13 protein-coding genes are annotated in these 22,399 nt (G+C 47.1%); all 13 read left to right on the forward strand.

What is annotated here, in order from left to right; all coding sequences use genetic code 11:
- Window positions 1-156 precede the first annotated feature (156 nt).
- Complete coding sequence (locus AC1DLM_RS20455) at window positions 157-1,878, forward strand: histidine kinase (protein WP_477570993.1); 1,722 nt, start codon at window positions 157-159, stop codon at window positions 1,876-1,878.
- Window positions 1,875-3,470, forward strand: a complete 1,596-nt coding sequence (locus AC1DLM_RS20460; RefSeq protein WP_477570994.1) for a response regulator — start codon at window positions 1,875-1,877, stop codon at window positions 3,468-3,470. Before AC1DLM_RS20455 ends, AC1DLM_RS20460 begins: the two co-directional genes overlap by 4 nt.
- 119 nt (window positions 3,471-3,589) lie before the next feature.
- Window positions 3,590-4,939, forward strand: a complete 1,350-nt coding sequence (locus AC1DLM_RS20465) for an ABC transporter substrate-binding protein (protein ID WP_477570995.1) — start codon at window positions 3,590-3,592, stop codon at window positions 4,937-4,939.
- Between the two features lie 335 nt (window positions 4,940-5,274).
- Window positions 5,275-7,071, forward strand: coding sequence for a cache domain-containing sensor histidine kinase (locus AC1DLM_RS20470; RefSeq protein WP_477570996.1), 1,797 nt, complete (start codon window positions 5,275-5,277; stop codon window positions 7,069-7,071).
- The gene (locus AC1DLM_RS20475) at window positions 7,043-8,479 is read left to right on the forward strand and encodes a response regulator (protein ID WP_441988753.1); all 1,437 of its coding nucleotides are present in this window, start codon (window positions 7,043-7,045) and stop codon (window positions 8,477-8,479) included. The genes AC1DLM_RS20470 and AC1DLM_RS20475 overlap by 29 nt, the downstream gene beginning before the upstream one ends.
- A 104-nt stretch (window positions 8,480-8,583) precedes the next feature.
- Window positions 8,584-9,936, forward strand: a complete 1,353-nt coding sequence (locus tag AC1DLM_RS20480; RefSeq protein WP_441988754.1) for an ABC transporter substrate-binding protein — start codon at window positions 8,584-8,586, stop codon at window positions 9,934-9,936.
- Window positions 9,937-10,037: 101 nt separating this feature from the next.
- Window positions 10,038-10,907 carry a carbohydrate ABC transporter permease gene (locus tag AC1DLM_RS20485; RefSeq protein ID WP_441988936.1) on the forward strand — a complete coding sequence of 290 codons (870 nt, stop codon included), beginning with the start codon at window positions 10,038-10,040 and terminating at the stop codon, window positions 10,905-10,907.
- 20 nt (window positions 10,908-10,927) lie between these two features.
- The gene (locus tag AC1DLM_RS20490) at window positions 10,928-11,776 is read left to right on the forward strand and encodes a carbohydrate ABC transporter permease (protein ID WP_477570997.1); all 849 of its coding nucleotides are present in this window, start codon (window positions 10,928-10,930) and stop codon (window positions 11,774-11,776) included.
- Between the two features lie 57 nt (window positions 11,777-11,833).
- A complete protein-coding gene (locus AC1DLM_RS20495) occupies window positions 11,834-17,530 on the forward strand; it encodes a cohesin domain-containing protein (RefSeq protein WP_477570998.1) in 5,697 nt (1,898 codons plus the stop codon).
- A gap of 128 nt (window positions 17,531-17,658) precedes the next feature.
- Window positions 17,659-18,822, forward strand: a complete 1,164-nt coding sequence (locus tag AC1DLM_RS20500) for an S-layer homology domain-containing protein (RefSeq protein ID WP_477570999.1) — start codon at window positions 17,659-17,661, stop codon at window positions 18,820-18,822.
- Between the two features lie 404 nt (window positions 18,823-19,226).
- Complete coding sequence (locus AC1DLM_RS20505; RefSeq protein ID WP_477571000.1) at window positions 19,227-20,117, forward strand: carbohydrate ABC transporter permease; 891 nt, start codon at window positions 19,227-19,229, stop codon at window positions 20,115-20,117.
- Window positions 20,118-20,135: 18 nt separating this feature from the next.
- Window positions 20,136-20,957: a carbohydrate ABC transporter permease gene (locus AC1DLM_RS20510; protein WP_441988759.1), complete on the forward strand. Its 822-nt coding sequence runs from the start codon at window positions 20,136-20,138 to the stop codon at window positions 20,955-20,957.
- A gap of 32 nt (window positions 20,958-20,989) precedes the next feature.
- Window positions 20,990-22,330, forward strand: a complete 1,341-nt coding sequence (locus AC1DLM_RS20515) for an FAD-dependent oxidoreductase (RefSeq protein WP_441988760.1) — start codon at window positions 20,990-20,992, stop codon at window positions 22,328-22,330.
- Window positions 22,331-22,399: the final 69 nt, after the last annotated feature.

Raw genomic sequence — 22,399 nt, forward strand, 5'->3', positions numbered from 1 at the left:
ACTTCAATCTTATATTAAATATAACCATGTATAAACATTAAACAGCACCTAGTTATAAAAGTAATCTGTGAGTTATAATACTACCTATATAAATCATTATGGCAACCGTTCAGTGGACGGTTGCCATTGCACATTGTTTTCGAAGGGGAGAGAGGAATGACAGTAAACAAAAGGCAGTTATTTTTCTCGCTTCGACTCAAGTTTTTACTTGTATTTACGTTGTTTATTGTGGTTCCTATTTTATTAATGTTGTATCTCTACTTCGTTCAATCTGACAAAATATTTATGAGACAAATGACCGACACTCAAACTCAGGTTCTAAAGCGGGTTACGGATCGAGCCAACGATATGCTGAATCGGACGTTAAATGTTTCGAATTTGCTCACGAACGACTATGATGTTTTGCAATTGCTAAGAAGTTCGGGGCAGTCGGATTTAGATGATTATCCAACCTTCCAGAGGGTAATTGGTCTACAGAGCAAGATGGACAACCTGATCTCCTATATTTTGGACAACCATGCCATTGTTGCGGTTTATGGATTTAATGGCAGCATCTATGCGACCAATCAAACCGAAGAGATTCTTAAAGTGATGCCGGATTATGTGAAACAAGCCAAAGAAAAAAATGGTGCTCCTGCTTGGGATGTGAACCCTTCTTTGAAAGTGAAAGGCCTTGAAGGGAACCAAGAAGGTGGTTTTATTACCATGGTCCGGTTAATTAAAGGTGAGACGACAAAGGGATATGGTTTAGTCTTTATCGCATTTCCAATCAAGGAAATGTTTCTTGTTTCCAATGGCACAGAGGAGGATTCCCCTGCCCAATTCCTGATATCCGATAATACCCGCCTGCTTTGGGGACAGGAGGAATTGTGGAACAAGATTGAATCGGGAGAGGAACGATCCATATTTGCACAAACCTTAAAAGCAACTGGCTGGCAATTGCGATGGATCCCCATGCAAGAACAATGGGTGCAGCAGTTGAAAAACGTACGTTCCACAACGACATGGAGTGTCATCGTTTTATTCGCATTCTTTCTTCTCATCTATGTCTTCTTTACTTTACGTTTGATGAAGCCAATTCGTTCACTCGTGCAGGCAATGGGTAAAGCATCATCCGGAAATTTCGAAAAGCCTGCGTTGGCGGGAGGAAACGATGAAATTGGACTGCTGAGCCATCACTTCAACCGTATGCTGTCAAGCTTGAAGGAGATGGTTAAGACGCTTCGAGAAGAGCAGCAGCTTAAAGAGGAAGCAAGATTTCATGCTCTCCAGGCCCAAATTTCTCCCCATTTCTTGTTTAATGCACTCAATTCTATTAAGTGGCTGGCTTTATTCTCGGGTGCTAAAAACGTTGGGGATATGATTACTTCCTTAGGTATTATGCTCAGCTACAGTATGAAGCAGGAGAGCGAAGTTGTCACACTGCGAGATGAGCTTGATTTTATACAGCACTATTTTTCACTGCAAAAAATTCGGTTTAACGATAATATAGATTTGTTCATTCAGGTCGATGAAAGTTTGTTGTCTGCGCGCATGCTTAAATTCACCCTTCAACCTATTGTGGAAAACAGCATTATCCATGGTAACCGTATGCCTTTAATCATCCAAATTGGGGCTTATCAGGAAGACGGTTTGTTGTTTGTCACGATTTCAGATAATGGTCAAGGGCTGTCTGAGAGAAAGCTTGCAGACGATGCTCTTGAGAAATCCGATCCCATCAGGCAAGGGAAATATAGTGGAATCGGACTTGAAAATGTTCAAAGTCGAATTCGCATGCATTTCGGGGAACCTCATGGGCTATTTATGCACAATGGCATGGAAGCCGGCGTGGAGACGGTTATCAAGCTGCCTTGGAACAGGATGGAGGATCCAGCATGACCAAGCTTTTATTAGTGGAAGATGAATTTCTGGTGAGACTCGGACTCAAGACGTTTATTCCTTGGGAGGAATTCGGTTTTGAATTGATTGGCGAGGCTGTGGATGGATTAGATGCCCTTACCATTCTTGCTGAAAAGCCATGTGACCTGTTGATCACCGACATTTCTATGCCGAATATGGATGGAATCTCGCTAATGGAACGGGTGAGGGAGCTATATCCGCACATCAAAATTTTAATTTTATCCAATTATAATGATTTTGGGTATGTAAGGCGGGCCTTGCAGCTTGGCGCTTCCGACTATATATTGAAGCTGACTATGAGACCGGAAGATCTTCAATCCAAGCTGCAGCAAATGCAAGCGGAAATCGAGAACGAGCGTAAGAAGCAGGAGGAAACGGTACTTCTTAATCGGAAATCTGTTCAATTTCGCCAAGAAATAACCATTGAAAAGCATTTGCATGATCTCTTAACCATGCAATACTCGAAGAGGGAAGCGGATGATCTCTCAGAGGAATATGCGGATCTGCTTCCGCCATTTCCATGGACGGTTTCTGTGATGAGAATCGACCGATACGAGTCTGTTGTAGATGAGAATCGCTTTAAGAGTGAAAAGCTGCTGCGCTTTTCCGTAATGAATATACTTAGGGAAATTATGCGCAAATATAAGGCAGGACATATTGTGGAATTGAGTGGGGGACGTTTCGGTATGATATCCGGTACGGGGGAGGAGCCGATGCTTGAGGAGATGAGGGAATGTATACAACGCTATCTCAAAATGTCTGTCTATTTCGGTACTTATTCCCCTGTTGAACGAGCATACGACCTGCATGAAGCATGTAAGTTTGCTGAAGAAGCGCTTTTGGAGAGATTTTACAATGACTCGAATCGTGTCATTCGCTATAGAGAACAACTGTTCGTGAATCATGCTTTGCCCATTTCGTCACAGGATGAATGGCTCGATTTGATGGCTCGGCAAGACAAAGAAGCGCTTCAGAATGCTGTAAGGAATATGGCTGACGCCTATTTAGAAAACGGAGTACCCAAACCTTATCCAGATCTAGCAAGAGAACGTTGGCTGCATATTGTGCATCAATTCGAGGTGTTCCTTCAACATAAAGGTGGGGACCTTTACTCGATTGAGCCCTACGAAGGGAAGTATCCTCATCATGTCGTGAGGACATCTGAGTCTATCCAAGAAATAAGCGAGTGGTTGATTGGTTGGATTTCCGTCTTCTTCGAGCATTTGCGCGCAAGCACGGTTCATCAGCCTCGACCCGAAATTAGAGCCGTTCAAAGAATGATCGAAGAAAAGTACAGCACTTCCTTTAAAATGTCTGACTTAGCAAAAGAAGTTAATTTTACGGAACCGTATTTAAGCTCCTTATTCAAGAAAGAAACAGGCGAAACGATGATCGATTACATGATCCGTATACGAATGAAGAAAGCCAGGGAAATGCTCAAGGATCCCAATGTTAAAATTTATGAAGTCGCGGACGCGATCGGCTATTCGGACCCTAATTATTTCGCTAAGTTGTTTAAAAAAATTGAAGGCATATACCCGCAAGAATATCGTAAGCGCTATATTCACTAAAAGTGGATAAAATAAGACAGGTAAGATCTTAAATGAATTCATTACGCAGGAATGATCACTTTGCTATGCTAATGATGTTCCAAACGGATGAAAACAAGTAAGAGAGGGGTTTTACCTGTATGAAGAAATCGATATATTCCACACTATCACTAACAATGGCATTTAGTTTGATGCTTTCCGGCTGTGCAAAAGGCGACAATCAAACAAGCTCATCTCCCGCTGCAGCGACGACTGCAAGCTCCGCTGTTCCTACGAAAGCCGTCAAACTTAAGATGTGGGGCGGCATTCCTGAAGAGAGCGGACCCAAGGATGTAGTCACGAAGTGGAACAGCTCACATCCCGATATCCAAGTGGAGTATACACGCTATGTTAACGACGATAGCGGTAACACGAAGCTCGATACGGCGCTTATCAGCAACTCCGATGCTCCGGACATTTTCTTTAGCTATGGAGAAACGAATTATAATCGCCGAGCGAATGCTGGCGTCACCTATCCGTTGGATGATTTGATTAGCAAATATAAGCTTAATGTAGATGATATTATTGGTAAAGATAATGTCGTCCCATTCAAAGGGAAAACGCATTATTTACCTGCCATGAAGCTGTTATCTTCCGTTTTGATTAATCAAACGGCCTTGGAGAAAACGGGAGAGAAAATCCCGGCTCAAGGATGGACATGGGATGACTACATGGCGCTTGCTGAGAAGCTGCATACACCGGATCAGAAGGGCAGTTTTATTCAGGCTCCACAGGATAATATGGTACGTTTTGCCATTCTTGAGAATAAGCCAGTGGATTCCTATTATACCGCGGATGGATTGTCCACCTTCGACAGTCCTGCCGTCAAGAAGGGCTTGGAATATCAAAAAGCGCTGCAGGACAAAGGATTATCGGTTAAGTGGCCGGAAATTATCGCCAACAAGCTGCTTCCTCCCAATGAGCTGCTGACCGGTAAAGCGGCAATGATCTTCGGAGGCACACATTTGCTAAGGAATGTGAAGGATACCAAGAGCTTCCCGCATGAGTTCAAAACTATATTTGCCCCTGTGCCCCAGTTGGAGAAGGGCGGCAAAGTGAATACGGCAGGTTTCAACGACTTTATGTCGATAAACAATACGTCCTCGAACAAAGACGAAGCCTTTCAATTTATCTCGTGGTACTTAACTGAAGGCAATCTTCTCATGATTCCAGGTGGACGTTTGCCATCTTCCAAAAAAATTGATGTGGATAAAGTGGCTGAGCTTATGGTCGGAGATGCAGCAAACCTAATAAACGTGGATTCTCTGAAATCGCTAATCAAGGGCGATTATTCGTTCCCAGTTCAAACGATTTCCACCGCTTTACCGGAAATGACCAAAATTATTAACGAGGAAACAGAGAAATATGTCATGGGTGTACAGCCTTTGGACAAAGCTATACAGAATATGAAAACAAGAGCGGATCAAGCGATTAAGGCTGAGAAAAAATAACGGTTGTGTTAGAAAAGGGACCTGGCGGACTTCAATTTGAAGTCTGCCAGGTCCTTTTCTGAGTCAGAACGTAATACGTCGATTCACCAACCCCTAAGAATTGTTATATGAATGTACAAGTTTTGAATCTACTGGCACCGTCTCTTCGTGTGATACAATCGAATTCAATAACCCAAAACTGGCGATGGTTTTGGGCAAAGCGCCTCTTGTTCATGACAGAGGCGTTTTTGCTTGTTCGAGAAATCCGGCGATTCTTTTGGAGAACGTATACATGCCTCCGTCAAGTTTCGTATATTGAAGACATCCGATTACGTTTAGGGGAGTGAATCATTACGATGACAATCTGGCGCTACTTGCTTCCGAACACCTTGAAGTTCAGGCTTATCATGGCTTATATCACCCTGCTGATGGTTCCTTTGTGCGTTGCCATTTTTTATTTGTTCCAGCATTTCGAATCCATTCGCCAGAAGGACATGATGGACCAAATGTCCGAGCGTATGCAGCAGGTTCATGTGTCCTTGACGGATATGATGGCTTTCGCCTATAAGACGAACATCATGCTGAGCCAGGACGAGAGTCTGATCCAGATTATGGACAATCCGGACAAGTATGATCCCCTTGAGCGAAAGAAAGTGATTGAAAGCAAAATGTTTGGCATCAACAACAGTTTTTTCTTCCATCAGACGGAGTTGTATTTTAGATTCATCGACCGGAAGGGCAATGTATACACCTCCTATGCTCCCAACGGCAAGTTGTCCAATGGGCTGAAAGAAATGCAAGATTGGCAAAATAAGCTGAAAAGCGGTTCTCATCCATACCGCTGGGTGGCAGATGATTGGAATGATGTGAACGGCAGCCAAGGGAGCAAGCTTCTGAGCCTGTACACTATCCTGGACGACCAACTACGGGGAAATTTCGGACTGGCGCGCATCAGCATCAATATCAAAGAATGGTTCCGCAGCACGTTAAAGGATAGCCCGGCCAACCAGGATCTGACTATCTTTACCGGCCAAGGAGAGGTTGTTCTGCAAAATAAGGAACCAGCTATCAGCAGAGACATGATGCAAAGGATCATGTCTGCACGGGCGCAGGAAGGACATTTCGAGGACGAACGCGCCTTGTCTCTTGTCAATTACAGCTACCTGGAGGAACTGGACTGGTATGTGGTCAGTCAAATGCCTTTAAACGAGCTGCAGCAGGAGATCCAGCGGTTAAGGCTTATCGTTTTCCTCTTTCTGACGATTCTGGTCATCGCCTTCGTGCTTGTAACCATCTTCCTGTCGGCTCGCATGACGGGGCCGCTGTATGTCTTGGAGCGGAGCATGGAGGAAGCATCGGACAAGAAGCTGAATGTCAAAATATCCGTCGGCAAGGGTGCAACGGACGAGGTGCGCTCCCTTGGCGAAAGCTTCAACCGGATGATTGATGATGTCGTCGTACTCATAAACAAGCTTAAGCTGGAGGAGCGGCAAAAGCAGGCGGTTCGATTCCAAATGCTGCTCTCCCAAATGAACCCGCATTTTCTGTTGAACACCTTGAACACGGTCAAATGGATGGCCAGAAGAGAAAAACAGGAAGCGATCGCGGGCATCTGTACCTCTTTGGGGTTCATTCTGGAGGCAAGCCTCAGCTCGGAAATTGAGCTGGTCACCCTTAAAGAAGAAATCAAACTATTGCGCTCCTACGAATCCATACAGGCGTTTCGCTTCAGGGATCATTTCACCATCCATTATGAAATGGATGAGTCGGTTCAATACGCTCTGGTTCCAAGGTTTAGTCTGCAGCCTCTGGTGGAGAATTCCATCGTCCATGGCTTTGACGCAGCCAAAGGCTGCTGCACCATCTGGGTCAGGGCCAAGGCGGAGGGAAGCGAACTTATTCTGGAGGTGGAAGATAACGGCATCGGCATGGAAGAGGCCGCCCGCAGGCCGGTAAGGCGAAGCGGACACGGGATCGGACTAAGCAATCTGAAAGAAAGGCTGCAACTGCTTTTTAAGCGGGAGGGCGCCATAGAATTTGTATCCGGCGCGGAAGGGACCCTGGTCCGGGTCCAGCTGCCATTGTTGATTGCGACACCTTATTCACAGGAAGGAGATAGTGGGCATGTGGACGGTTTTGCTGGTGGAAGATGAAGGTTATGTTCGGGAGGCCATCCGGGAAACGGTGGACTGGGAACGCCACGGCTTTTGTGTTGCGGGTGAGGCGGGTAACGGAAGGGAGGCTTTGGCGGCTATCCTGGAGTTTAGGCCCGATGTCGTGATTGCCGATATTGTCATGCCGGGCATGGACGGGATTGAACTGCTGAAGGAAACGCGGAAGGCGGGAATTCGCAGCCGGTTTATTATGCTGACGGCCATGAGCCACTTTGATTACGCCCGGGACGCCCTTCAATACGGCGCCTTCAATTATCTATTAAAGCTGTCTTTAAATGATGATGTGCTGTTGGAAAACCTGGCGCGGATCAAGGGGGAATTGCTTGAAGAGCTTCGAGATGCGGGAGAGGCGCTTTATCCTCTGTATCACCGCACCTGGTCGGGCATCCGGGGAACAGGCGCATTGGTTCATGAGGATCAGGCCGGAACGGCAGCGGCAGCGGAGAAATTCCGTAGTCTGAGGCTTGATATTATTGCCGTGCTGAACGGAGCCGTTCCCGCTGCTGCGGATCAGGCGGGTATCCGGACGGAAGCGTATCTGTTGGTCCAATCCTTCTATGAAGGGGGACAGACAACCTTCTTTTGCTGGAGCTTTCAGAAGAAGGCAGACCATGCCCGTTGGAACAAGCCGAACTGTCCGGCTGGACTGGCAGCCGGCAGCAGTCTGGCCCGTCTGTCCCAGGATTGGCGCTCTGCGCTGAATCAGTTGAATGGCGATTGGTACGGCCGTGAGGCAAGCCCGATGAAGGATCGGCATGAGCTGCCGCCCGTCGCGGAGCTGGAAGCCGAGCTGATCCGCTGCTTTGAAGAACGCAATGAAACCAAATGCGCCGAGGTGGCAACTCGTATATGGGATATCATGGAATATTCCTCATTCTCTCATATGGAAGTGAAAATGCTGGCGTCCCATCTTCTTCATATGGTGGCGATGCTGGCAGGACGGAAATCGGAGGATCATGAGGGAATCAACTCGGCTATAAGCCATGAATCGTTGCTGGCGCATGTGCTGCAAACCATTCGGGAGCATATCCGGCAGCTGAAAAAGGAACATGTCAGCTTTACGGACCATCCCGAGGTGAACCGGGTGATTCAATATATGCTGGAGCATTACAAGGAAAATATCAGGGTTGCGGATTTAGCCAAACTGGTAGCTATCAATGTGGACTACTTAAGCACCGTGTTTGGCAAAAAAACCGGATTGACGCCTATCGCTTATTTGCAAAATATCCGGATCGAACAGGCGAAACGCTTGCTGCTGCATGCCAAGCTGAGTGTGGAGGAGATCGCCTTTCAAACGGGCTTTGCCGACGATGCCTACTTCATCAAGGTATTTAAGCGCTTGGTTGGACAAACGCCCAGCTCCTTCAGGCGGGAGAACAATATCTAAGTTTTGTACTATTAACCTGCAAGTTTCGCCTCTTAGAAGCAAAGGCGTAGCTTGGTATAGTTGAGATGAATCAAACATCCGATTACAGGGAGGTTACAGGTAAGATGAGAAACAGAAAATGGATGACAGCAGGGCTGGCAGCACTTGTGGCAGTACCTTTAGCACTTGCAGGCTGCGGTGTAAACGGGGGCAGCAATCAAGCGGAGGGGACGGCCTCGCCTACGGCAAGCACGGCGCCTAGCGCTGCAGCGAATAAGGATCCAATTAAGCTTACCATGTGGGGAGGCGTGCCGCCTGAGAATGGTCCTCAAGCTGTTGTAGACAACTGGAACAAGCAAAATCCGGATATCCAAGTGGAGTATGTGCGGTTCGTCAATGACGATGCCGGAAATCTAAAGCTGGATACTGCGCTTATTTCCAGCCAGCCCGTGGACATGTATATGAACTATGATTTCAGCCTCTATGAGAAGCGGATCAAATCGGGCAACGCTCTTGATCTGAGCAAATTCACCGACTACAATGTCGACGAAAAAATGGGCACAGGCGCCTCCTTGTGGAAGGTGGATGGTAAGTATTACGGTGTTCCTACCCAGAAAGGCATGTCCTTTGTCTGGTTGAACAAGGATATGCTGGATGCCAAGGGTCTTAAGGTTCCCACGGACTGGGGTATGGATGAATTCAGGGATTATGCCAATAAGCTGAAGGGGGACAAGGTGTGGGGAGCGGCGCAATCCGATTATTACTTTAATGTGCCCATCAATGGCTCCATGGTGAAACAAGATTTACAGCTGACTAAACCGGACGGCACCTCGGCCTTCGATAATCCGCTGACGGTCAAGGACCTTCAGGTGTATTCGGACATGATGTTCAAAGACAAGAGCATTATGCCGCATACGGAGCAGATCACCTCGAAGCCGGCTCTGGATCAGATGTTTGTGAAAGGGGAAGCGGCAATGCTGTTCTCCACCAACCAGATTTTCAGGACCACTAACAATGTGAAGGATTATCCCCGTACCTTTAAGGTAGCTGCAGCACCGGCTCCCAAGGTAAACAAGGATCAGAAAGACTATATCAACGCTGGAGGGCTGGGCGATGTGCTCTCCATTAATCCCCGTACCAAGAAGCCGGAAGCAGCCTGGAAATTTATGAAGTGGTATTCGGATATGGGGATGCTGCCGATGGCGGCAGGCGGAAGAGTGCCATCATCCAAGGACTTTCCCGCAGATGAGGCAATCGCTCTCATGTTCAAAGGCGTGGAGAATACCTATGACATTGATTCCATCAAGCGGGTTATGTTCGGAAGTCTTCCGCTTGGATTAAGCCGTCTGGACAAGAAAACGGGAATCGAGCAGCAGGTCATCTATGACAAGGTTTTCACTCAGAAGCTGACTCCCGAAGAAGGTGCGAAGGAACTGGCCCGGGTGCATAACGAGAATTTGCAAGCGGCCAAAAAGTAGAGAATCTGAAAACCAAGGGAGAGGCAGGGACATCCGTGCCGCGCTTCTCCTTTACCATAAGCCCATATTATAGAGAAAGGTGGTGACCGATCGTGAACTGGATGAAACGGCAGAGGCTGCTCGGCTATGTATTCATCGCCCCTAATCTTATCGGAATGATGATTTTCATGCTGATTCCAGCCCTGTTCTCCTTTTATTTGATGTTTACGGATTGGGTATTCGCTAGCGGGAAACCACCGCATTTTATCGGATTGGACAATTTCAAGATGATGGTGAGAGACGACTTATTTACTGTTTCGGTCAAAAACACCCTTTTGGTGTTAATCCCTGTGCCAATTTCGATTATGCTGGGTTTTTTGATCGCAGTCATGTTAAACAATCGCGTCTATCTCCAGAAGACGCTGCGGGCCTTCTTCTTCGCCCCCTATTTTACAAGCGGTATCGCAATTGCGTTCGTCTGGATGGTGCTGTTCCAGCCTGCAAACGGTCCCATTAATGCCTTCTTAAGATCCGTCGGTATAGCGGAGCCTCCCAAATGGTTCGCTTCTCCCGATACAGCGATGTATGCGGTGCTCATTATGATGATCGCAGGCGGCATCGGATACAACATGATTATTTATTTGGCCGCCCTGCAGGAAATATCCTCGGAGCAGCTGGAAGCCGCCAAGATGGATGGAGCGACGTTCGGGCAATTGCTGCGTCTTATTATTTTACCATTGGTCAGTCCGACGACGCTTTTCCTGATGATTACCGGTTGTATCGGATCCATCAAGGGCTTTGGCATGATCTATGCCATTACTCAGGGGGGGCCCGCCAACAGTACGACGGTTTTCTCCATTTTCGCCTACAAGAAAGCATTCAATTTTTATGAAATGGGGTATGCGTCCGCCGTTTCGTGGAGCATGTTTCTGCTTATCTTATGCATTACGCTTATTCAGTGGGCAGGTCAGAAAAAATGGGTCCATTACTAGGGAAGGGGGAAAGACGCAACATGAATGCAAGAAGTACCAGAATGATCAAGGAGCGGCTGGGCAAAGGCTTGAATACAATCATCATGGCTCTCGTCAGCCTACTTTTGCTGTTGCCCATGATCTGGATGATCAGCACCTCGTTTAAGAAACCTAAGGACGTCTTCACCTACCCTATCCAGTGGATTCCGTTTGACCCGGTGTTGATCAATCACATCAAGGTCTGGACCACTGGAGACGGATTTCTCCTCTTTTATCTAAACTCTCTGAAGATATCCGTGTTTCTGATGATTGGAGCACCGTTGCTCGCCGCATTGGCCGCATATGGATTCAGCCGCATTGAGTTCAAGGGCAGGAACGCTATTTTCCTGCTGTACCTGTGTCTGATGATGATTCCGCAGCAAGTGCTGTTTGTCCCTAAATTCATCATGTTTGAGTGGATGCATATTTACAATACCCATTGGGCGCTGATTCTCCCGGGCTTGTTTACGGTATTCGGCGTATTTATGATCCGGCAATTTTTCATGAGCATTCCGCATGAAATATCCGAAGCTGCCTTCATTGACGGGGCAGGGCATTTCCGGATTTTCGTGCAATTGTTCCTGCCACTCTCCAAACCCGTATTGGCCACCTTCGCGATCATTGATTTTACATGGACGTGGAACGATTATGAGAACGCGCTGATTTTCCTGCTGGACAAGAAGCTATACACGGTTCCGCTTGGCATGCAGAACTTCATGCTGGAAGCAGGCGTGGATTACAACTTGATGATGGCTGCCGCCACAGCAGGCGTCGTGCCTCTGCTCATCGTATTTTTTCTAGGTCAGAAATATATTATTCAAGGCTTCTCAAGCTCGGCAGTTAAGGGATAAAAGGCTTCAGCAAGCAAAAGTCTAGTATGAAATGAACGATGATGATGGAGGTGCGAAATGAGGATAAGCAGAAGGGCAATTCGTGTATGGTTCATCATGCTATCAGTTTTATTGGTATCTGGAGGACTTATTCCTCCAGGGGGGGATTCGGCATCCGCTGCTGCGTCGGACGTAATTTACGCTCGCTTAGGAAACGATTCGATTTTTAACGGATTGACGGTACTGCCCGGGGATACTTCAACAACCCCGCAAGTGGCCGTGAAAGGCGGCGAGCAAAGTTGGGGGACGAACAAAAGCGGAGGCGTTCAGTTTATGTATTTGAATGCGGCTCCTGGCTTTTTCGTCGAAGGGCAGAGCCGGGTAGAGGTTTCGGTCGATTATTATGACGGCGGGACCGGCAAATTCAATCTGATGTATGTAAAACAAGGCGCGTGGCAGGAAGAGAAATATGTTCAGCTAACCGGAAGCAACACTTGGAAGACGCATCGGTTCTTCGTTTCCGATGGCGCTCTGATTACGAAAATGCGTCTAGGCCTGTATGGACCCAAGATGGGGAGCAGCCAAGAGGATGTTTTCATTAAATCGGTGACCCTGACCAAACTGCCGGATTATAGCACGGCAAGTTCGGTGCGGGCTGTGTTGAAAAGCAACAGAACCTATGAGGGCATTAAAGTGAGGCTGGGCGGCAATGAAAAGTATGCTGAGCCGATAGTCTCCTATGGTTCCAGGGAGGGGTGGTCTACGCAAATCAGCAATAATTACGCCTACATGTACTTTGATATCGACAGTTCATATGGAAGCGGGAAAAATCAAAAAGTGGCAGTCGACTACTTCGATCGCGGCACAGGTAAATTTAATTTGCGTTTCTCCGCAGCAAATGGCAGTACTGATTCAGAGATGGTGCAACTGACGGGGACAAATGAGTGGAAAACACGCGTCTTTCAGCCAGTGGACGCCGATTATACGTCGATTCGATTGGCAGTGAGCGGGGAAGATGTCGTCATCGGCTCTATTAAGGTTTCGAAAGCGGACGATCCGGAGCAAAGTCATGAGGTTGTTACGGCGACATTAGGTGCGAATCCCGTATTCAGCGGCTTGAATTTGTTTCCCGGGGACCCGCAATTGCGCGACCAGAGCGGCAAGGCCGAAGTCATCGGGGGCAAGGACAGCTGGCGCACGGATAAAAGCAATTCCCGCAACTTTCTTTATATGGAAGTGACCGATGAGGAATTTGTCTCTAGAGGAGATCGTCGCGTCGAAGTGACGGTCGAATATTTTGACGGACCTGTTGGGAAGTTCGCCTTGTCATATCTGAATGACACCGGCTGGCATGATATGAAGCATATTCGACTGACGGGTACGAACAGCTGGAAAAAGGAGCGGTTTATCGTGCTGCAGGCCGACTTGAGGCGAGTTATGCGCCTCGGCATTTGGTCGGGTGAAATGGGTACCACCAGCGAGAAGGACGTTAATTTCCGCGAGGTTTCAATCCGGCCTTTGGACAACTACAGTGACGCGCAGTCGGTGAAAGCTCAGTTAAATAGCGACTGGAAGTACGAGGGAATTAATGTGTTCCCAGGAGACAATGCCAAAAATAAAGCGCCGATCGTTACAAGATCAGAAAAGGAAGGCTGGTCGACGGATACGGCGAATGGCGCGAAATACCTCTATTTCAATGTAGATGATACGTATGTTTACGATGTGGATATGCCGATCGAAGTTGAGTTGACTTATCTCGACGTTGGCAAAGGCACGATCGTTACCGAGTATGATGCCGTAAATGGCGGGTTTACGAAAGTAAAACCGATTCCATTGACGGACTCGGGAACATGGAAGACGATTACCATCTCTCTGCCTCACGCTAAGTTTTCCAATCGTGCCAACGGCACGGATTATCGTTTTTCTTATGCAAAAGCATCCGTAGATACGGCTCAGGATGTCGTGATCTCGGCGGTCACCGTGAACAAATACGTGCCTGAGACGCGGGATATGAAGATCATTCCGACGACAACGGGAAATGTATTTCTTGTGGGAGAATCGATCAGCATTGACTTGAAAACGGTTGCAAAACGGGTCGATTGGAAACTGGAAAATTATTGGGGTGCGTCTTTCGGCAACGGATCGGCTTCCGTCGGCGTAGACGGGAACCTGACCCTCCCGCTGCCGTCGTTGGATAAAGGTTACTATAAACTGCAATTAACGGCCAAAGACGGAGAAAAAATCGTTAAGAACGCGACGACATCGGTTACAGTACTCGCTCCCAACGCGGATCTCGCCGACCAACCTTCGCCATTCGGCGTTGCGACCCATTTCGGCCAGAATTGGGACCCTATTCTGATTCCGCTCGTTTCCAGACTGGGTGTCAGCATGGTACGCGACGAGATTGGTTGGGGTGCGATTGAGAAGGAAAAGGGCGTTTATCAATTCCCGGAGAAGTACGAATCGTATATGGCAGCCTTAAAGCAGCACCGAATCTCGCCGTTTATCGTGCTGACCTACAACAATAACCTATATCCCGGCGGCTTTCATATTAAAGACCCTGCGGGGGTAGCAGGCTTTGCGAATTACGCGCGTGCCGTTTTGAATCATTACGGTGATCAGATCAAGAAGGTTGAAGTATGGAACGAATATAACGCCTTTGGCGGCGGAGCATCTGCGTCGTATTATTTCCCGCTGTTGAAAGAGACGTACAATGCTATAAAGGAGCTTCGCGAGGATGTGCGCGTAATCGGACCTGCTGGAGTGACCATTCCTTACGACTGGATTGAAGAATTGTTTGCGCTGGGCGGTCTGAACTATCTGGACGGCGTCTCCGTTCACCCGTACCGTTTTCCTGAAATCCCGGAGGGCGGCGATCTAGCTTTAGACAAGCTGAACAAGCTGATTGCAAAATATAATACTTCTGGCAAGGAAATACCGCTTTGGCTGACAGAGATGGGCTGGCATACTAAGTTGGGCGGGGATGGCGTCTCGGTGGATAAACAAGCGGAATACCTTGCCCGTTATAATGTCCTAGCGATCTCCGAAGGCGCGGAAAATATCACCTGGTACGATTTGAAAAATGACGGTACAGACGCAGAGAACCGGGAGCATAACTTCGGTATTATCGTAAACGAGGAAGATGAACGGGGCGCATATACGGCCAAGCCGGCTTTTGCAACTTACGCGGTTCAGACGAGGCAGTTGACCGGAGCGGAATATATAGGGCAGGAGCAGGCTTATGGCAACGTAAGAAGCTATATGTTCCGCAAGAACGGCGAAGATCTGCGCGTTCTATGGTCGCTTACTCCGCAGAAAGTGGTCTTGTCGACGAATAGTCCCGTGATCGTAACCGATTTCACTGGAGAAGAGCAGACGCTTATGCCTTTGAATGGCAAAGTCTATTTAAAGCTTGGCAATCAGGTGTTCTATGTAAAAGGCAACATTTCCGGCATTCAGGCTGGCGGCTTATTCTCTGCGGATGACGTTGTTGCGGCCGTGAACGATCATGTTCGCATACGTGTAAAGCTCGATAATACGGGCAGCACTACAGCGATGGTAGCTGAGGTTGAAGTGGCCGGCGTCACGCAGACTGTATCCGTCCCTGCGAACGGGCAGCTTGACGTACCGATCTCTCTGCCTGCGGTTCCAGAGATTGGGAGCCGGACTTATATTGCCAATGTGAAAGTAGACGGCAAGCTCAGCGCTCACTTGCTTGTGAACGCCAGAATCGAGGAGCCGTTCGGCATGGCGGTCGAGCCGCATATCGTATCTATGGACGATCGGACGGGCCAGTTGAAAATCTCTTATATGAACAATTCAGCCGTATCCGCTTATACGCTAACGAGCTTAGATTGGCAGATGGGCGAGCTTTCCGGTTCGCAAACGTATAACGAAGTGATACCGCCCGCTTCCGTGTGGCGGGGCAGCGTCGAAGTGCCGATTCCCGCTTACGGTAAACCTTATGCTTACCAAGTGAAGCTGAATTTTAAAGAAACGGCGCCCATAACGTTGGATGGCTCTACCGAGTTCAATCCGATCATCAAGAAAACGGCTTCCGGCGAACGTTTGCAGGAAGTCCAGGTTCCCGGATACGCTCTGAATTTAATTGCGACGGGCAACAATAGGGTGAGAAGCTGGAAGGGGCCGGATGATTTAAGCGGCGATTTCTGGTTGAACTGGGATGAGGAGCATTTCTATTTGACCGCCAAGATTAAAGACGACATCCATTATCAGGATCAATGCGGTTCCTCATCCTGGACCGGCGACGGGATCCAGTTTGCCCTCTTCTCGGGCGTTGCGGGCAAGGAGATACCCGATAAGTACGAGTATGGGTTTGCGCTTTGCCCGAACGGGCAAACCGTTGTTCACCGCTGGAGCACTCCGCAGGGCGTCGAAGTGGGAGACGTGACGAATGTGGAAGCAAAAGTGATCCGCGATGAAGAAACGAAATATACGTATTACTATATTGCCCTTCCGTGGAGCGAGCTTGCTCCGATCCATCCAAATAAGGAAATGATGAGCTTCAGCTTGTTGTTCAACGAGAACGACGGAGCAGGCCGGAGAGATTTCTTCGAATGGGGCGGCGGAATCGGCTCTTCGAAAGATTATAAGGAGCTGCGTCCGATGCAGTTTATGGGGGCAGCAACCGTCAGCGTCGTAGGAATTACAGCACCAGCACCTGTTACAGGGATTGCAAACGGAGCGGCTAAGACAGCGGAAGCTCTCGGCTTGCCAGTGACAGTTGAATTGGTCAGCGATAAGGGAAGCTTGAATGCCAGCGTGGCATGGGATGTGGATGCCGCAAGCTATGATCCGGCCCAGAAGACGGCACAGACCTTTACTATAAACGGAACTGTAACATTGCCCGCAGATGTAGTAAATCCACACAACATAGCATTGACAACGAGCATCAGCGTGAGTGTGCTGCCAGCGTCAATGATGCCTCAGTCTACTTTGGCAGGTGTACAGCAGGTGAACCAGGGCGAAACCTTAGATGTAACGATGGGATTGACTAGCGTTACGCAAAGTGCATACCAGCAAGTATACGCGCAAGATTTGACTATTCATTATGATCCAGTGTATTTGCAATTCGATTCGGTTGCTTCACTGAAAGACGGATTTCAAGTCATCAAGCAAAAGGAGGCCGTGCCAGGGCAAGTCCGGATTTTGGTTGCCAGTGTAGGCACGAACCAAGGGGTGTTGGCTCAAGGCGATTTGTTGACTATCAAATTTACGGCGAAATCTGTCACTCAGGCAACCTCTTCGACAATTTCTGTGGGTGATGTCATTATTGCCAATGGACAGGGGAATGAATTGCAAGTAGGCGGAGCCTCTCGCGAGATACAAATAAATATTCCTAGTGTATCTATAGATAAGTCGCTCTTGAATGCGTTGATCGCAAGCGCACAGGCTATGTACAATGCTGCAGTGGAAGGCAATGGGGACGGGCTGTATGCGAGCGGCGCCAAAGCGCAACTGCAGTCTGCTATCGATGCAGCCACTGCGACAGCCAACAATACGAACGCCACGCAGCAGCAGGTAGATAGTGCGAAAGCCGCATTGGAAGCTGCCATTCAAGTGTTTAACACGAAGAGAATAACGGCAGATGTCAATGGAGATGGAAGTATTTCTATTGGAGACTTGGCTATTGTAGCAGGGACTTATGGCAAGCAGCAAGGTCAAGCGGGTTGGAATGAGAAAGCGGATATCAATCATGACGGTAAGGTTGATATTGAAGACCTGGCAATCGTGGCCAGAGCGATTTTACGATAAAAACACGCACAATGTGTACTGGAACGGATTCTTACTCGTATTAGCGAAGATAGGATTGAGGGGGGAGAGCTGAATAGGCTCTCCCTCCAATTATTCAGAAATATGTACCGAAAGGGCGTACTTCATCGATGTTAAAAAAACTACTCGTATTCAGTCTGACGTTACTTTTGACTATGTTCTTACTTCCTCAAATCGTTATACATGCAAACTCCGGACCAACCTTTTTACTTTCCATCACGAACCAAAGTATTTCTGAAGGAAATGACTTCCAGGTGACGGTAAGCGGAAAACAAGTAAGCGATATGTACGCATATGAGGTTAATTTAACTTTTGATTCCAGCCATTTAAAGTTTGTAAAGAGCGTTAGTAAAAGTGAAGGCTATACGGTTAATCCGATTGTAAACGGGAATAAGATTCAAATCGCACATACGCAAATCGGCAATAAACCAGGCGAGAACGGGGATGTAGCACTGGCTACACTGACATTTCAAGCGGTTATTCAGGGTTCAGCCGATATTGAACTGGACAGTGTGAAACTAATGAATTCGCAATTAGTGCCTAATATGGTTTCGATAAAAAGCAAGCTATCGGTTCTTGTAAAGCGATCGGGTAACAGCGGCAAACCTGCGGTGGATATATTCAATAGTGATATTGTCAATGTAATAAACTTAGTTCGTTCTATCGAGTCCAAAGTAACGGAAGCCAAGAAGTCTACTGCCAAGATTGAACTGGCTGACATTGAAGGGCACTGGGCTGAAAAGACCATCGATACGTTCGTTAAACTGCACGTTATCGACGGGTATGAAGATGGAACTTTTCAACCGGATGGCAAAATTACACGCGCGGAGTTTGCAGTGATGATCTCCCGTGTATTCGATATCAGCGGCGACATGAATCATTTACTTGTTCTGAACGATATTGATCGCCATTGGGCTAAAAACGAAATTGAGAAACTTGCTAGCGCAGGGGTGATTGCCGGTTACGGAGACGGAACCTTCCAACCGGACAAAACCATCAGCCGGGAAGAAATGGTCGTTATGTTGTCCCGAATTGTCAACTTGAGTAAAGCGGACAAGGATACTTCCAAGGGCAACTTTGCCGATATGGCAAGTGCAAGCTCCTATGCCATGGATCAAATCAAAGATGCAGCAGAGGCAGGCATCATCAGCGGGAAGAATGACGGGATATTCGATCCGCAAGGCAACTCCACACGCGCAGAGGCACTTACAATCATTCTGAATGCATTGAACCTTGATCCTCAAGTGAAAGTGCTTTTGGACAGTTTGAACTAATCCAAGCCAAATTTCGGAAGACTATCAGGAAAATTCCTGAAATATGGTTGAAATGAAGTAGATGCTATATTGTACTGGCTGATATGTTAGAACCATACAGACTATGTTTATCCGGTGTTGAAAGTAAGATGTGATCTAGCAGACGTACCTCTACGATTTTGGAAAAATGGAAGATCAACTGCTATATCGTTTTACCTTTAAAGCAATCGGTATCTCCGAGCTCAATATGGAAGAGACCTAGCCACAGGCTAGGTTTTTTTTTGCTCATATTTTTTCATTCGTTTCCCTACATCTTAAAATCAACGTTGTAACAACCTAAATCACGCCATTCCACTCTGATTCGCTACTGTTTATGATACGGGTATGGGTTGAATATAGCTAAATGAGGTGGCATCATGCGACGAGTGTCCAAACATAACATGAAGGAACAATTGGCGGGTTATTTGTTTATTTTGCCGAACTTTCTCGGCGTTTTTTTCTTCGTCATTCTACCTCTGCTTTTCAGTTTTATGCTGATATTTGCAGATTGGGATTACTTAAAGGGCTTTGCTGGGCTGAGTTTCGCTGGATTAGGAAATCTTGAAAAATTAGTGAATGACGTTTACTTATGGCATGCACTTAAGAACAATTTTATTTTGACAGGCGTAACGGTGCCCAGTGCAATGGCGATAGGTTTGGTTGTAGCTGTCTTGCTTAATCGACATGTCTATGCCAAAGGTTTATTACGAACTTTGTTTTTCCTGCCTTATGTCAGCAGCTTGGTTGCTGTCTCTGTGGTATGGAGCGTGCTTTACAATGCCCAGGATGGTCCCATCAATGCCTTCCTAAGATCACTAGGGGTTGCCAATCCTCCTGAGTGGTTGGGGAGTACAGCGTGGGCATTGCCAGCTATCATCATTATGGTCGTGTGGACTTACATCGGATACACGATGGTGCTGTATATGGCGGGATTGCAGGGGATTCCGAAAGATTTATATGAAGCGGCTTCGATTGACGGGGCCACAGGGATGAGGCAGTTTTTCAGTATCACAGTACCTATGCTGAAACCAACGACCTTTTTGATTGCTATTACACTGATTATTTCCACCTTCCAGGTTTTTGCGGTTGTGAATGTGATGACACAAGGCGGACCGGTCAACTCTACGATGGTTATTGCTTATCATATTTATCTCACTGCCTTCCAGAATTATAAAATGGGTTATGCGGCAGCAATGTCATGGGTTTTGTTCGTCATCATCTTTTCGATTACTTTGATTCAATGGCGCAGTCAGAAGAAGTGGCAGCAGCACTTTTAATGGAGGAGTGGGTTCGTAGTGGTATCTTTGCGAAAATTAAGCGTAACGCTTGTCATGTTGGTTTTGGGTGTATTGGTCTTGATCCCGTTTATCTGGATGATTTCTTCATCTTTCAAAATCCAAGCTGATTTATTCAAATACCCGATCAATTGGATTCCCAAAAATCCGATTCTCTCGAATTATGAAGAGGTTTGGGGTGGCAAATATAAATTTGCTCTGTTTTATTGGAACTCGGCCAAAATCACTTTCTTTACGGTTGTTGGCTCCATCATCACCAGCTCATTGGCTGGGTTCGCGTTCGCTAAATTGAACTTCAAGGGAAGAGATCTAATCTTCCTGATGTACTTGGCCACGATGATCATACCTGCTCAGGTACTGCTTGTCCCTAGGTTTATCCTGTTCGATCGCGTTGGCTTGGTGAATACCCATTGGGCCGTCATTTTACCGGGAATTTTCACCGTATTCGGAACGTTTCTGATGCGGCAATTTTTCAGTACAATTCCGAATGAGCTGCTTGAAGCAGCAAAAGCGGATGGAGCGGGATTCTTCCGGATCTATTGGCAAATTTGCTTGCCATTAACGAAGCCTGCCATCGTGACACTTCTCATACTGACCTTTACATGGCACTGGAATGAATATGAGAATCCGTTGATCTTCCTGCGTTCGAGTGAATTGTTCACACTACCGATAGGTCTTTCCAGTTTTGTAGATGAGTACGGTGCAAATTATTCGCTGATTATGGCTGCTTCGGTATCGGCGCTGCTTCCTCTCATCATCGTCGTAGCCATCTTCCAAAGATTCTTTGTTGAAGGCATTGCCAGCAGCGGCCTGAAAGGGTAACAGCAGCGAAATTTAATAAAGGAGTGATATCCGTGAATGAATTTACAAACGATTTTGATATTGTGATTGTTGGGGCAGGAGTAGGTGGCATTTGTGCAGCTTTAGCTGCTTCTAGATTAAACAGTAAAGTGCTCCTTATTGAAAAAATGAGTGAGATTGGCGGAACAGGCGTCCATGCCGCTATAGCTTTAGTATGCAAGTTTCGTGATCATGATGGAAGATGTGTGAACACGGGGATTCATAAGGAATTATTCCCGCAGGCCTACCAGAATACGGGCTTGACCTTTGATGAGGAAACGGTATCCAGCTATGATGAACAGGAATTAAAAGAAACCTATCATCGATTAATTCAAAAAGAGAAAAATCTGACTGTATGGACGGACTGCGAAGTGGACGCTGTACAGGTGGAAGATGGGAATATTCGTTCAGTGACGATCACTGGTTCTAAGCAAACGCGTGTATGTGGTCGCGTGTTCCTGGACGGGACGGCTGATGGGAATTTATCTGCATTGGCAGGAGCTGAGTTTCAAAAGGGGCGAGATAAAGATGGAAAGATGCAGATGGCGACGGTTACTTTCAAGCTGACTGGATTCGACCCCTCGCTGTTCAAAGTAAAGGATGTCACAAGCTGGGGCTGCTTTTTTTGGCTGGAAGAGACGCTCAAGCCCTATTATGTTGCGATGAAACAGAGAACGAACAGCACGAATATGCGTCAGGGCGTATTAGCATTTCCTTATCCAGATGGGAAGGCATTCCTGTTTAATTCGACTGCGATAAGCGATGTTGATCCCACGATTCCAGGATCCGTTGAACGTGCCTTTGAAATTGGCAAAGTTCAAGTGTATGAATTAGTTGAAGCGATCAGGGAGCACCCAGCATTTCGGGATGCGAAGATTGAGACTATTTTTACGAAGCTAGGGGTACGTGAAGGCCGCAGAGTTGTCGGCGACTACATGTTAACCGGAGAAGACTGTCTGCAAGTTCGCAAGTTTGATGATATGGTGGCGGCGTGTGCTTATGATGTGGATGTCCATGATCCAGATGGAAATAAAAATCACCAGGAGTATATGACGATTTTGCCGAGCCCAGGGTATTATCATATTCCTTATCGCAGTCTTATTGCGAAAGGATTTGGCAATCTGCTATTAAGCTCGCGCTGTATTAGTGGTTCTTTTGAGGCCCACGCTTCTTACCGTGTCATGTCAGGAATTAGCGCTATTGGCGAAGCAGCAGGCACTGCAGCAGCCTTAACCGTCAAATCTGGCTTCAGCGATGTTCGTATGATTTCTGCCGAAGAGATACGTTATATCCTGCAAACGCGAGGCCAATTCGTAGAAGGTCCTGTTAAGGAAACACATGTGTTGAATCAGTAATGAAAAAAGGTATATACGTGGCGCTAAATAAGGAAGGAGGTGACTTTATAGACGAGGTGTCGAGTGTTT

Source organism: Paenibacillus sp. 01T442, assembly GCF_056398345.1.

What these genes read in the sequence shown, in the direction of transcription:
- AC1DLM_RS20500 (WP_477570999.1), top strand. Translation starts at nt 17,659, where the DNA reads ATGTTAAAAAAACTACTCGTATTCAGTCTGACGTTACTTTTGACTATG.
- AC1DLM_RS20490 (WP_477570997.1), top strand. Translation starts at nt 10,928, where the DNA reads ATGAATGCAAGAAGTACCAGAATGATCAAGGAGCGGCTGGGCAAAGGC.
- AC1DLM_RS20495 (WP_477570998.1), top strand. Translation starts at nt 11,834, where the DNA reads ATGAGGATAAGCAGAAGGGCAATTCGTGTATGGTTCATCATGCTATCA.
- AC1DLM_RS20475 (WP_441988753.1), top strand. Translation starts at nt 7,043, where the DNA reads ATGTGGACGGTTTTGCTGGTGGAAGATGAAGGTTATGTTCGGGAGGCC.
- AC1DLM_RS20470 (WP_477570996.1), top strand. Translation starts at nt 5,275, where the DNA reads ATGACAATCTGGCGCTACTTGCTTCCGAACACCTTGAAGTTCAGGCTT.
- AC1DLM_RS20460 (WP_477570994.1), top strand. Translation starts at nt 1,875, where the DNA reads ATGACCAAGCTTTTATTAGTGGAAGATGAATTTCTGGTGAGACTCGGA.
- AC1DLM_RS20480 (WP_441988754.1), top strand. Translation starts at nt 8,584, where the DNA reads ATGAGAAACAGAAAATGGATGACAGCAGGGCTGGCAGCACTTGTGGCA.
- AC1DLM_RS20455 (WP_477570993.1), top strand. Translation starts at nt 157, where the DNA reads ATGACAGTAAACAAAAGGCAGTTATTTTTCTCGCTTCGACTCAAGTTT.
- AC1DLM_RS20465 (WP_477570995.1), top strand. Translation starts at nt 3,590, where the DNA reads ATGAAGAAATCGATATATTCCACACTATCACTAACAATGGCATTTAGT.
- AC1DLM_RS20485 (WP_441988936.1), top strand. Translation starts at nt 10,038, where the DNA reads ATGAAACGGCAGAGGCTGCTCGGCTATGTATTCATCGCCCCTAATCTT.